The 13,300-nt window shown below is 56.7% G+C and carries 12 protein-coding genes; 5 read left to right on the top strand and 7 right to left on the bottom strand.

Going from position 1 to position 13,300, the window contains the following annotated elements; genetic code table 11:
* Positions 1-154 precede the first annotated feature (154 nt).
* Positions 155-625 (top strand): dTDP-4-dehydrorhamnose 3,5-epimerase family protein, encoded by a 471-nt coding sequence (locus KZ498_RS11975; protein ID WP_312619090.1) that lies wholly within the window; start codon positions 155-157, stop codon positions 623-625.
* Positions 626-630: 5 nt separating this feature from the next.
* Here KZ498_RS11975 and KZ498_RS11970 read toward each other — a convergent pair whose 3' ends face one another.
* Positions 631-1,950, bottom strand: coding sequence for a sulfatase-like hydrolase/transferase (locus KZ498_RS11970; RefSeq protein ID WP_312619088.1), 1,320 nt, complete (start codon positions 1,948-1,950; stop codon positions 631-633).
* A 67-nt stretch (positions 1,951-2,017) separates the two neighbouring features.
* On the opposite strand from KZ498_RS11970, the gene KZ498_RS11965 reads away from it, so the two are divergent.
* Together KZ498_RS11965 and KZ498_RS11960 are read left to right on the top strand one after the other, a co-directional pair.
* Entirely contained in the window at positions 2,018-3,091 is a 1,074-nt protein-coding gene (locus KZ498_RS11965) for a glucose-1-phosphate thymidylyltransferase (RefSeq protein ID WP_312619086.1), read from the top strand.
* A 2-nt stretch (positions 3,092-3,093) separates the two neighbouring features.
* Positions 3,094-3,273 (top strand): hypothetical protein, encoded by a 180-nt coding sequence (locus KZ498_RS11960; RefSeq protein WP_312619084.1) that lies wholly within the window; start codon positions 3,094-3,096, stop codon positions 3,271-3,273.
* On the opposite strand, the gene rfbD is transcribed toward KZ498_RS11960, so the two are convergent.
* Positions 3,270-4,160 (bottom strand): dTDP-4-dehydrorhamnose reductase, encoded by an 891-nt coding sequence (rfbD, locus tag KZ498_RS11955; protein ID WP_312619083.1) that lies wholly within the window; start codon positions 4,158-4,160, stop codon positions 3,270-3,272. The genes KZ498_RS11960 and rfbD overlap by 4 nt on opposite strands.
* Before the next feature lie 52 nt (positions 4,161-4,212).
* Here rfbD and rfbB point away from each other — a divergent pair, with 52 nt between their 5' ends.
* Together rfbB and KZ498_RS11945 are read left to right on the top strand one after the other, a co-directional pair.
* On the top strand, positions 4,213-5,139 hold the full coding sequence (gene rfbB / locus KZ498_RS11950) for a dTDP-glucose 4,6-dehydratase (RefSeq protein ID WP_312619081.1): 927 nt from the start codon (positions 4,213-4,215) through the stop codon (positions 5,137-5,139).
* A 150-nt stretch (positions 5,140-5,289) separates the two neighbouring features.
* A complete protein-coding gene (locus tag KZ498_RS11945; protein ID WP_312619079.1) occupies positions 5,290-5,628 on the top strand; it encodes a hypothetical protein in 339 nt (112 codons plus the stop codon).
* A gap of 1,204 nt (positions 5,629-6,832) precedes the next feature.
* On the opposite strand, the gene KZ498_RS11940 is transcribed toward KZ498_RS11945, so the two are convergent.
* From KZ498_RS11940 to KZ498_RS11920, 5 genes are all read right to left on the bottom strand, one after another.
* Positions 6,833-8,764, bottom strand: a complete 1,932-nt coding sequence (locus KZ498_RS11940) for a transfer complex protein (RefSeq protein ID WP_312619077.1) — start codon at positions 8,762-8,764, stop codon at positions 6,833-6,835.
* Positions 8,761-9,774 carry a hypothetical protein gene (locus KZ498_RS11935; protein ID WP_312619075.1) on the bottom strand — a complete coding sequence of 338 codons (1,014 nt, stop codon included), beginning with the start codon at positions 9,772-9,774 and terminating at the stop codon, positions 8,761-8,763. The genes KZ498_RS11940 and KZ498_RS11935 overlap by 4 nt, the downstream gene beginning before the upstream one ends.
* 2 nt (positions 9,775-9,776) lie before the next feature.
* Positions 9,777-11,069: a hypothetical protein gene (locus KZ498_RS11930; protein ID WP_312619073.1), complete on the bottom strand. Its 1,293-nt coding sequence runs from the start codon at positions 11,067-11,069 to the stop codon at positions 9,777-9,779.
* Positions 11,070-11,157: 88 nt separating this feature from the next.
* On the bottom strand, positions 11,158-12,849 hold the full coding sequence (locus KZ498_RS11925) for a hypothetical protein (RefSeq protein WP_312619071.1): 1,692 nt from the start codon (positions 12,847-12,849) through the stop codon (positions 11,158-11,160).
* Between the two features lie 4 nt (positions 12,850-12,853).
* Positions 12,854-13,264, bottom strand: a complete 411-nt coding sequence (locus KZ498_RS11920; protein ID WP_312615808.1) for a hypothetical protein — start codon at positions 13,262-13,264, stop codon at positions 12,854-12,856.
* Positions 13,265-13,300: the final 36 nt, after the last annotated feature.

Below are 13,300 nucleotides of genomic sequence, written 5' to 3'. Positions count from 1 at the left end.
TCTTCTAACTGTTAGGCTATACGGTAAATAAGTAAATAGCCACAGTTATGAGTGTCGATGGAACCCCGCTATACTTTAGAAAGGGACGAAAGTAACGTTCAACTCAATCTCTATTCGTCAGAAATAAGCGATTCAAAATCAGACACCTAAGCGAATGACTAAGATTCATGATGTAGAGGCCCGCGACCTGCAATCAAATGCCGACGAACGTGGCCACCTCGTAGAAGTTTTCCGGGAAGATTGGGATGAATACGACACTGATCCCGCAATGTCCTATTTTTCCATGACGTATCCAGGCATTATCCGAGCTTGGCACCGCCATCTTAAGGGCCAGATTGACCACTTCGTCTGCCCACAGGGACGAATCAAGGTGGGCATCTATGATGAACGCGAAAGTTCCCCAACTGAGGGTGAATTAAATACGTTTATTATAGGCGAACATAACCAGAAGGTCATCCGCATTCCTGGCGAATGCTGGCACGGATTCAAGGCAATTGGTGATAAGCCCTCAATCTTGATTAACTATCCGACAGAACTTTACGATTATGAGAATCCCGATGAAGAGCGAATCCCGTACGATACTGATCGAATACCTCTCGATTGGGAAGCACCACCACACGAGTAGTTGATTTATTCTGCATAACCAAGATCCGAGAGCCGGTCTTGGACGTCTTGTGAGATATCTACTTTAGAGCCTGTTGTTCGTTCTCGCGGAATGTAGTCTAGTAGTTGCTCTTTTAGTTCTGAATTATTAATGGTCTCACCAGTATTAAAATTTAATAATACAGATTCCTCGCTTACAGGGGTATAAATCAAGTGTTTATTGCCATCAGTGACACTAATTTGGTTCGGCCCGTACGCGATTTCTTGTGAAAGGACCGGTTCTTTGATGGGCTTCTGGAGTGGATACCCGTCGAAATCAAAGGATCGATCTGTCCCCAGCTCATCAAGAATCGTTGGGACAATATCTGTCAAACTCCGTCGAGTTTCAGAGATAGGAGTATTTTCGATATTAGTCACGATAGGGACATCAATAACTGGGGGTACAAGCGCATGGCCATGACCAACGCCGATAATCTCGCGAGGATCCGCAAAATGGGTTTCCTCAAAGTCTCTATACTCCCAAAATTCCTCACCATGATCGCTGGTTACGATAATGATGGTGTCGTTGAGTTCTGCTAACTCATCAAGTGTACGTTCGATTTCTTCATCGATATATCGGACAAGCGTGTCGTATAGGAGTTCCCGAGCGTAGCGGTATTCCTCAAACTTTTGATTGTTGACTCTCCCGGAGGTAAATCGCCATCGGTTAATCCCTTCCACGTCAGGGATGTCGCCGAAATAATTATCATCAGGTTCCTGAAGAGGTTCGTGAAGATCTCCTAGTTGTACGTATCCGAATTTCGGGTCTGATTTGCTATTCCACCACTCCTGTATTTCGGACAGCAGTGTTTCAGCGTCCGCATTGTGGCGTTGCTCCATGGACTTAAATCTCCCTTCAATTGGGACCGCAGCAGTTCCGATGGCTGTTATGAACTTTGTCTCATAGCCGTCGTCATCAAGTAAATCGGCAATCGTGAAGATATCGTCACGAACTCCGTTTGGAGGATTGCTAAGATCCTGATTTCTTGCTGAATCATCTGAATATGCAGCACCATGACTATTGGGGTAAAGTCCAGTTAGAATGGAGGGAACAGAACTGAAAGTCCATGGTGCGGCTGCTATTGCCGGTGTATATGATGCGAGTGTATCAATAAAAGGCGTAGTGTTACGTTGATATCCATTTCTGGAGATCCGATCATTACGAAGGCAGTCAACCGTAATGATAAGAACATTCTTAGAATCCTCTAACGTAATCGACGGCACATCGGTGTCCCCTGTCTCGTATACAATCCGATTCTTGAGTCCATAGAAGGTATCTAGGGTCTGTTTGGCTATTTTCTCAATCATCGTGCAAATGCTGTTGAGGAAGATTAATAACGCTTTGCTATACAGTGTATCATAAGTTCGAACAAATATGAAAGGTGTTCTTCTTTCAGGGGGCACAGGATCCCGCCTCCGTCCTATAACCCATACTGGGCCAAAGCAGCTTGTCCCTGTCGCAAATAAGCCTGTCCTCGAATACGCAATTGAGGATCTCAAGGAAGCCGGAATCACGGAGATTGGGGTTATCCTCGGTAATAAAGGCCGAGATGAGATCCAAGAACTCCTTGGTGACGGCTCAGACTATGACGTGGATATCACGTACATCGTCCAAGGGAACCCACTTGGACTCGCACACGCTGCCGGCTGTGCAAAAGACTTCGTCGGTGACGATGATTTCGTGATGTACCTCGGCGATAACATCCTCAAATCAGGTGTTACCGAACTCGTAGAGAGCTTCAAAGCGGGTGACTACGGCGCAGGTATCGCACTCCAGGAAGTAGACGATCCGCAGGCCTTCGGCATCGCGGATGTCGATGATGAGGGCAACGTCACGGAACTCATTGAGAAACCCGACGAGCCACCGACGAACCTCGCACTCATCGGGATGTACGTCTTCTCACCCGCGGTCTTCGACGCTATCGACGATCTCGAACCGTCGTGGCGTGGCGAACTCGAAATCACGGATGCCATCCAAGATCTTCTCGAAGACGGCTTCGAAATCGACTCCCACGTCGTCACAGGCTGGTGGAAGGACACCGGAAAACCCGAAGACATTCTGGAAGCAAACCGTCTCGTCCTCGAAGACAAGGAACTGAACACAGAAGGTGTCGTTGAGGACGGCGCGGAGACCGACGGCCGCATTGAACTCGCGGACTCTGCAGTTATCGAAGAGGGTGCTGTTGTACGGGGCCCCGTCTCCATCGCGGCGAACACGACTATCAAGAGTGGGACGTACGTTGGTCCATATACGTCAATTGGCGCGAACTCCACACTGGAGGATATCCACATCGAGAATAGCGTCGTCATCGGCGACTCTGAAATAACTGCCAACGGCCGTATCGTCGATAGCTTACTTGGACGCAACGCCAACGTCGAGAGCGCGGACGGCCTCCTTCCGGAGGGCCGCCGACTCGTCGTCGGTGAGAACTCCCAACTCAAACTCTAACGATGCGCATCATCACTCACACCTGTCCGGCCTGTGGCACCGTCGTTGCAGCGAACGAACTCGAAAATGACCGCGTAATGAAGTGTCCGGGACTCGGCTGTCAGGAAGTTCTTCGCTTCGAGCATCTCCCCGAGGACGCACGCGACCACTTCCTCGAAAACCGGGACCGCTACCAAATCTAACGGAGCGCGTCCTGGACAGTTTCGACGTCCTCGCGCAACGGTGGCTGGGGACGACCAAGCTCTGATTCCACCTTTTCAACGTCAAGGCAGCTGTACGTCGGTCGCGTCGCATCTCGTTCGACGTCGTCCATCGATCCCTTACTGAGTAATTCCTCGCTATTGCCGACGTGATCGGCAATCACTTCCCCGAACTCGAAGGGGGTAACACACGATGAACACGTGATATGGAAGAGGCCAGTAGCATCCTGCTCGATCAGATCCAGTAGTGTTTCGGCGGCCTGGCCGGCGCGTGTCGGGGTTACCCATTGATCCGTGAACAAGGGTACGTCTTGGCCTGACTGGAGTTGGCTGCGAACCCACGCCGGGAACCCCGTGAGATCATCGCTACTTCGGTGGATACCCCAGACGAACGAGAGCCGAGCCACGAGCGCGTCCGTGGTTTCTTCGGTGACCGCCTGTTCGCCTGCTAGCTTCGACTCGCCGTACACCTGTACCGGGTTCGTATCCGCCGACTCACTGTAGGGATCACGTTCCGTCCCGTCGAAGACGTAGTCCGTCGAAACGTGGACGAACTCAATACCGTTCGCGTCACATTGAGCGGCCAGCCCACCTGGTGCGTCGCCGTTGAGCACATGGGCTTGTTCCGGATTCGTTTCGCAGTCATTGACATCCGTCATCGCGGCACAATTAACGACCACGTCTGGGTCGTGGTTGCTGAGGACGTCGTCGAACGAGTCGTATTCCCGGAGATCGAATTGCGTGAGTGGAATGTCGAACCCTGGTCGTGTTGAGTGATAAGTTCCAGAGACGTTCCAACCGCGTTGCTGACCTGCACGTACGACGTTGCTACCGAGGAGACCGTTCGCACCGACGACGAGGAGTTGCATACTGTAGTGTTCCGACAGTAATGTAAATAGGTACTGCGAACACGGTCATAACATGCGAATTCTCGTCACTGGCGGTGCTGGATTCATCGGGTCAAACTTCGTCCATTATGTCCTTGACGAACACGAGGACGACGAAGTGATCACACTGGACGCGTTGACGTATGCGGGTTCGAAGGATAACCTCAATGGCGTTCTTGACGACCCACAACACGAGTTCGTCGAAGGTGATATCCGCGACCGCGAACTCGTCACGGACCTCGTTTCCGACGTCGATGCAATCGTCAACTTCGCAGCGGAATCACACGTAGACCGGTCAATCGAGGGTGCGAAACCCTTCGTCACGACGAACGTCCAGGGCACTCAGACCCTCCTCGACGCTGCCAAAGAGGCAAATATCGAGCGCTTCCTCCAGATCTCGACCGATGAGGTGTACGGCCAGATCCTCGACGGGAAGTTCTCCGAGGACGACCCACTCAACCCCCGGAACCCCTATTCGGCGACGAAGGCAGGTGCAGACCTCCTCGCACAGAGCTTTCAGACGACTCACGACCTTCCTGTCCTCATTACGCGGACATGCAATAACTTCGGTCCTCGTCAGCATCCCGAGAAACTCATCCCGAAATTCATCCATAACGCGGCCCACGGCCAGGACCTGCCCGTCTACGGTGACGGGTCGAACGTCCGCGAGTGGATCTACGTAGAGGATAACTGCCGAGCACTCGACGTGGTCCTACGGGAGGGGGAAGTGGGAGAGATCTATAACATTGGGAGTCACGCGGAGAAGACGAACCTCGAAGTCACCGAAGCAATTCTGGATGCTGTCGGGGCAGACGACGACCTGATTAAGTTCGTCGAGGACCGCGCCGGCCACGACCAGCGCTACGCACTCGAAACCGAGAAAATCGAATCCCTCGGCTGGGAACCGGACTACTCATTCGAAGATGGTCTCGAACGAACCGTCGAGTACTACTTGGACTGACGATGCCTGCCGAAAAAAACCGATCCCGCCGCCCGGGTGGCAGGCAATCGTAGAGAACGTTCCACTCGTCTCCGTTGACCTCGTCGTCGAACATGATGCCGTATTCTCTTTAGCAAACGCGAAAACGAGCCCGCCAAAGGAGACTGGTTCGTGCCAGGTGGAACGGTATTGAAGAATGAAGCCCAGACTGAGGCTGTCCACCGCGTCGCCAAGGAAGAACTCGGAGAACCTATCGTCATTGATGAGTGCCTATGCACGTATGAGCACTTCTACGAGGCATATGGGATTATGGGTGTTGACTCAAAACAATATGGGGCAACCGCGTATTGTTGCGATCTTGACCACGACAAGCCCGGTCTCTTTGGAGACGAACAACACAGCGCGCTAAATCTCTTTCATCCGCCGTTAAACAACCTCAATCAAAATATCTTGACCTCTAAGATAGTACTTGGACTGCCAAGCAACATCGCTCACGAACCACCCTCCTAATCTAGTCCCAGTCTATCGAGATGTACCTCATTGTCGCATCCGGCTTCAGATACTCAGAAGCCATCTGAACAGAAATCTCCGTCTCCGTTTAGATTGGCTAGATAGGACGCAAAAGCTGGGCGAGACGCTGCCGAAGTTTGTACACCCATCCATAATCATCATCGTCAGCAACTGCTGCCGGCAGTCACGTTGTCCGTAAATGAGAGTTGCGCTTCAGGTCGGCGACGAGTTCGCGCCGACAGTTCGCCAGAGGCATCCTTTGACCTGACCTACTCCTTCTCGTCAGTCGTATTTTGTCTCCTCTAACCCGCTGCTGCATATGTGTCTTTTCTGTGGTATCCCCCTATCGGCTTAGCTTTGCCGCCAATTAGGGTCCCCAACCCATTGCTTACAGCGCGTCATCGAATGAGTCTCACCCTCTTTTCTCCGCTTCGGGGTTAAGCGCAGCGGTATTCCACCTGTTCAAATGATAAAAGTAGTAAGCGAAACTGTCACCTAACAGATGGGCTGTATACGGCAAGAATCAGTTTGTATGACCGGAAGGGAGTGGAGGTCCGTCAGTACTTGGCCCCGTGACCCACATGCGCGACATAAGCAATTCAGTCGAGTATTGCTCGGCAACGGAACAAACACCCACGTATAGTACCTCTAAGCCAATACACGCAGAGACACTCCTCAAGAGAACACCATCAAGTTCACTGACGAAGCCGGAACCCGCCTCCGTGTCCGCTATTTCTCCTGCAGCTAAGACTGGTTACCCATCGAAAATGAATGGACTGGTTGGATGTGGCGCCTGTCGGCCGCGAACTCATCGATGATCTCCAGCGTTGGTCCCAGCCAGTCGTCGGTACAACGGACAACTAACCCAGCGTATCGTGACCGAAGTCGACCCACACACCCCGTAACGAGTGAAGCATCGTCATGGGTCTCAGCCTTTCGCTGGGCTATCAACGGCTTGGAAGACAACTGCTGGATCCCGAAGCAATCGATGTTTCCAGGTAGCTCCCTTCGCCTTCTCCACCCCCTGTGTGATGTATACACTAACTCCGAATCGGGGGTGTGTCTCATAGTTCAATGGATATGCTTAGCGCAATTCCATCTGAGGAACATCAGTCACTCACTGAGTTCGGAGAATCGAAAGCAAATTCGAAATTCCGGATTAGAGCACCGTCTATGATCGGGGGGAACGGATCTCTCAGGTAGCTCAGCCGCCAATCACCGATGCTTCGTACTCACTGGCGCGAATCCGAATCAGGAACCACCCCTCCTCATCAACCCCAACCAGGGCTTCGGAGTACCCGTCAGCGGCGTTACCAGCTTTCGCAGAGCGGACCCAATCAATTTCGCGGTCACTGAGGTCGAACCAGTCAGCCAGTTCGTCCGACGCTTTGTCAACCCGGTGAACCACCGTCATCGAACAGAGGTTGGCGATCGTCCGCGCCTCCGGTGTGAGTGCGAACTCGCCACCTGTCTGGGTGATGAACTGCAGCGAGATATTGTAGTGACGACTGTGACGCACGGCTGTTTCGAGGAAATCCAGCGACGTCGAGTCATGCAGCAGGTAGTGGGCTTCGTCGATTGCGAACACGACCCGCTGGTCCGTCTGTTTGGCGCGTTCGTACACCGCGTTGAACAACACCTGCATCATCAGACTCGTCTCTGATCGGCCGCGTGTCCCTTCCTCCTGGTGCAAGTCGAGATACACCACATCGTTCGAGATATCGAACTCCGTCGGTTCAGCCAAGTTTTCGAGGTCGCCACCGTCCCGGAACGATGGGCGGAGGTCGATCAACAGTGACTCCGCGTCCGCTCTGACGCTCTCCTGTTCACCCTCGGTGGCGTAGCCGAACCCGTCGGGGTCGTCCAACAACTGCTCGAGCACGTCGATTACATCGCGAACAGTCGGCGACGGATTGTCATGTGTCGCCGGGTCGCGGGTAATGCCCTGCTGTTCGTACGCTTCTTGGACACACCGCCGCAAGGTCTGCTTCCGTTTACCCAGTGGATTCCCCGCAACGTGCTCGAAGAACGTCTCGAAGAACGTGAGCACCCACGCGATCTGCTCGGACCACGGATCCAGATCGGGAACAGCGTCCAGTACCGACGGGGGAGTTGGCTGCATCTCAAGCGGATTGAATGAACGCGACCCGCCAACGGTCACGCGCTCACCACCCAGTGCCTCGTTGAGTGAGGCGAACCCTTCGAGCGGGTCAAGCATTACCAACACCGTATCTTGGTCGTGCATCGCACGCCGGAGAAGTTGCAGTTTCGTCGAGAACGATTTTCCCGCACCGAGCTTTCCGATTACCATTGCACAGTAGCCAGTCTCCCTGGCAAAGCGGTCAAGTAACAGTGGACTCTCGTTGAGCGCGTACGTCCCGTATTCAATGCCGTGTTCGGCCAGGGCACCCGCTACGAAGGGGAACATCGCTCCCAGCGCGCCGCCCAGCATCGGCGTCTGTGTGTCCTGTTCGAGATTCATTTTGTCCATGCCGACCGGGCTCGCCGAAACCAGGGCGTCCAGTTGCGCCCACCGCGGCGTTACCGGTGTCAAATTTGCCGGCGCCCGCCTGGCCGCGTTCGCGACCGCGTCACTCGTCACGTCCTCCCGTGAGTCGCCGTGCTCGGTGAGATACATCGAGACGTCGAACGCTTCCATCGACGTGTTCCGTAGCACGTCGTATAGTTCCTGATAGTCCTGCAGGTCCTTGCTGACGCCACGTGCCCCGGCCCGGCGTTTCTCCGAGAGGTACTCCATCTCCGCTTCCAGATCCTCGATCTGATTCTCCAGGGAGTCAAGCGTCGCCTCCGTATCTCTGGGTGTGATGTGCAGCGAGATATCCGTCGTCCGTGTGTCGGCTGTCGAGTACAGCTTCTCGAAGAGTCCATCCTGCGGTGCATCCGGGAACTGCCCGACCCAGTGCGTGCGCGCCCACCGTTCACCAGTTCGGAGCGCCGTCGGTGTCCGTTCGAGTTCCGACGGCGCGACCAGCGACTTGTGGATCGCTTCCGGTGTGTCCAGCGACTGGTCACTCTCCATCTCGACAACCGTAACGGAAGGATCCTCAGCAGTCGTCGAATCGACTGTTGTGTCCGTCTCGGTGGTACCGACGAACGGCAGCCATTGCCAGGTCATGGCTGGTCCCCCACGAGTGGGCGTGTCCGAAGCGTCCGCTCGAAGTCCCCATACTCCAGCGTCTGGCCGGCCCAGAACTCGCCGATGAGCTGTGTTGCGTCACTTGCATCGACGATCCTGGCCTCACACCCGTCGAGGTCACGGAGGCCGGACTGAACGCGTGACAGTCGGTCGTCGAGTTCTGTGAACAGTTCTCGGCGCTGGACCGCAAGCGGTGGCGCAGTGACCGCCCGAACGAACACACCGAGTACGGGCAAATCGCTGACCTTCGCCAGCACGCTCTCTCGCTCGAACTGGACCTCTTCCGGCGTGACTGTGACGACCACGTAGTGATCGCGGATCGTCATCTGGCGGGCGGCCAGATCCCGCTCGTACCAGTCGATATAGCGTTCGATAAGCGTCCGCAGCTGCGGGTTCGCCTTCACGTCGGGATCGTCCAGTCGGTCACGATAGTGGTCGAGATACGTCTCGACGGGGAACGGCTGGGTCGTCGAGTAAATCTGTATCGGGAACGTCACGGTCGTGTTCAGGAAGTCCTGAAAGCCATCCGCCATCGCTCCCCATTCCTCGTCTGTTGCCAGTGCCATCGACGGCGGCGACACCCGAACGAGACCGATGACTGCGCCGTCCCGCCGCTCGATCGCGTCATGGGTTGGATACACACGCGCAAGCTGGTGGTGTTCCAGCGCCTCCGAATGTGGTTCCTCAGTCGCAGTCGTGTGAAAGCGAACCATCGTCACCAGCCAGTCGAGACTCGACGTGTACGCTGGCGTTACGTACACGAACACCGTGCCAAGGCACGCTGCGACAGCGGCGACTGGGAGCAAGAGCGTCTGTATCGTGTACCCGGCTACCCGTGTCGACGACGGGACGACCAGCTGTGTGAGTAAAACGACAGCAACCGCTGGCAACAGCGCCACGCCGATGTCTCCGAGCGTGTACGAACCCAGGAGTTTCGTTTCCGTGCCGAGCGACTTCGGGATTCGTTTTGCAGGAGTTCTTTCAACCATTGTCAGTAGATGTACCGTGGTGGATCGTCGTCGTCCGAGTCAGCGTCAGTTTCCTCGGACTCGTTCGATTCGTCGTCAGACTCGCGGTCGTCCGATGGCTCCGAATCGGTCGATTCAATCTCGGGCTGGTCGGCCAACGGGTCAGCATCGTCTCGGTCGGCACTGTCTCTCGATTCACCAGATGGAACGCGATCGCCACGCTCGCCGTCTGCTGAGCTCTCAGTCGTCGACGTGTCGAGCCGGGAGCGGAGTGTTCGCTTCGTCTGTGAGGCCCTCCGCCCGACAGCGTGTGCTTTGGACGACCCTGACCCAAGCACTTCCTGGCCACTGGCTCTGATCGCAGACTGGCCTGTGAGTCCACGACGTAGGTTCGTCACGCCCAGTGCACCCTGTTCGCCCGCGTTCTCCACCGTCGCTTTCCGGTCGCGTACACGACGGCGTGACCCGTGCTGTGCCGCCCGGTCGGCCATGAAGAACAGCGCACCGGCCTGCCAGAACAGCACGAACGGGACGATGGCTGCAATCAGTGGCGTCCCGATAGCCAGGAGCCACTGTCCGAATCCGCCAATCGACAGCGTGACTGACTCTCCGAGCAACTCGCCGAGGCGAAACAGCACCGCCACCGGCACGGTCATGAACAGGAACGGGACGTAAAATCCCGCGAGCCGCGACATCAATCGCGCCACTGGGGCGAACGGGCCGACGCCGGGCACCCAGAAGACGATCAACAGCGGCACCAACAGCACGTAGAGGTACAGCACCAGCTGCCGGACGAGGTAGATGAGCGCGAGCACGAGGAAGATCGCTATGTCGAGTGACGCAGCAAGCGTCAGCCCCGCAACCCCCATCGCACCGAACGACACCGTCTCGAACAGTCCGATACTGTCCAGCGACGGCACGAGAAACTCGACCAGGCCGTCGACGAACCGCAACGAGATCGCGGCCAGCCACCACCACGACAGGATGCCCAGCAGGCCGGCAAACGCCCGCTTTTTCAGCTTCGTCCGGTGGTAGCCGCTGAACAGGTGGCTCGTCGATTCCAGGAATATAACCACGCCCAGCGAGAGCCCCCACAGCAGGAGCGACAGCGGGACCATCGTCTCCCAGTAGTACGTGTACAGTGACGGCCAGGCCCCGTTCGCCGGCGCGCTGAACACTGCATCCGGGCGCGGTGTCGTCACGATGAGATCAACCAGCGCCTCGACGTTGTCCCCGACGAAGCCGAAGACTGAGTTGGCCAGCTTCTCGAGAAACCGTTCCAGTGAATCGACGAGAATGTCACCCAGCGTCTGCATCATCTCCTCCGTGAATTCGCAGTGGTTGTCGACCCCGTCCGATCCGCCGACCTGCCATTCACCGTCCGTGCTGACTGGACCTGCTTCATCACAGATCCCTCCACGGTGGCCAGACCCCCCAGCCGGTAATGCGATCGATGAGGAACCCGGCCAGCAGGAGCGTCCCGACCTTGACTCCGAGTGTGAACAGCAAGTGGACGTATCGCAGGACCGTCCCCGCTACGTGGACGGACGACGAATCGCCGACGTATCCAGGTGTATTCCGCCACCAGTCGCCTGGTATGTATTCCGCGGTAACGGCGTCACCCTCCCGCGATATCGTCGCCTGGACAGTCCCGTTGGCGGTTGTGTTGACTCGCTGACCGGCCACTTGTATGTATCCGTCACGTGACGCCGTTTCGATTGGTGCGCCTGTGTTTGCGTCTCTGAGTGTCACCCCGACGGTGACGGTATTCGCGGTCCTGTTCTGGATGGTGAGATCGATTTCGCTGCGATTGACTGTGATGGTCGCCGTCGACTCCGATGGTAGCCGCGTCCCTGACCCCCGAACGAGCCCCGTGGCTCGAAGGGACTGGTCGTTCTCCTCGGCCGGCGCTCTGGCGGCGATCCCGAAGCTCCCGACGTAGGGTCCGGATACGCTATCCAGCGCGATCGCCGAACCGAGATCGGGTGCCTGGAACTCGCGGCCGTACGAATCGAGGATTGTCATCTCCCGATAGCTGTCCTGTGTCGTCCCAGTTCGAACGGGATAGGCGTACACCTGGACCGGATGCACTGGCGAGTGGCGTGTTGTCGTCGTCTCCTCGTCGGTTCTGACGAGTGTATCCCACTGCTGGTCGCGTGCGACGTAGAACCGCCAGATGCCACGGATGTCTCCCGCTGGGAACTCGAGCCCGTACCATGGCTGGCTCCGAAAGACCACGACACCCAGATCCCCGTTCGGGTACGTTGTCCGATAGCCCGAGAGCGTTGGCTCGTACACACTCACCTGCCTCGTTTGTGTGATCGTGACCGTCTCGTTGTGCGTCTTGACGCGTCGTGTCCAGTACTCTCGACAGGTCCTGTTGCCATCGATGGGCTCGCAGACGGTTTTCTCTCTGTAGATCGTTTCAGCCAGTGCAACCGTGACCGTCGCTCGAAGCGTCAGTGACTGGTTCCCGGTGACCTTCCGAGATTGGTTCCGGTAGTCTAGACGGACGACATTGTCCGTCGTCGCGTTCGCGACCGGGTCGCCATCCAGCAGGAGCGTCACAGATTCCATGTCGTGACTGCTCACGCTCCACTCCGTGCGACGCGTCGGTGTGTCCGTCTCGTCCGGGACGGCCACCCGATAGTCGACTGTTCCGAGGACCGTCCCGTTCGGTGCGATGTACAGGGGTTGGTGTCGCTCCGACAACCTGACCTTCGTCGACGGTGTGACTCCGGCAATCGCGACCCCCACGTCCTTGAGATACCTGCCATCGGTCCGAGTCGCCGCAGTCGGATGGATCGCTGTCGACCGGGTCGTCCGTGGCATCTCCTCGATATCGCGTCGGTTCCACGTCTCGGCAGTTTTCGGTGGTGCGTCGAGTGGGACATCGCTCGCGATTCTGAGCGCCTCTCGTGCGGTCGCGTTATCAGCATCCACGACCTGTCGCTCCTCATCGCCACTCCAGAGGTCCCAGAACGACGAGTCGGTCACGCCGTGGTCCGGTTCCGCTGGTGGATGCCCCGCGACCGGAAGGGCCGTCCCGAGGATGGCCCAGAGGCAGACGAGTCCGAACAGCGTGTGTCGAGCCATCTGCTCAGAAGCTGCAACTGGTCCCACCCGAGACGACCGATGACAGCAGGAACTGGATGATTGTCGTCGCCAGCGGGGCGACGATGACTCCCCACACCAATCCCTGTGTTCGGATCTGTTTGAGCTCCATCTTCATGTCGGCCTGTCGCACCATCGGTGTCGCGACTGCGGCTCCGAGTGCGAGCGTCCCGCCAACGAGCGGGCCGCCGAACTGGATCAGCGTGAAGATGTTCTTGATCGTCACCGCCATCTCCGTCTGGCAGAACTCCTCACCGATATCCTGTGCCGCGGCCGGCTCGACGAACAACAGCGCCAGCGCCACCACCCCAACGGATGCCTGCAGGCCGTACTGTTTCACCAGTGCGATGCGACTCCGTGCGTTCGCCGAATCGTCGGCGTTTGACCTGACCCCCATCATGTCTCGATAGTCGTCACTGAAGCAGTGGATCCC

The sequence above is a fragment of the Haloarcula sp. 1CSR25-25 genome, from assembly GCF_032027985.1.
In the GTDB taxonomy this organism is placed as follows: domain Archaea; phylum Halobacteriota; class Halobacteria; order Halobacteriales; family Haloarculaceae; genus Haloarcula.
This window is presented reverse-complemented; position numbering and strand designations above follow the sequence as displayed.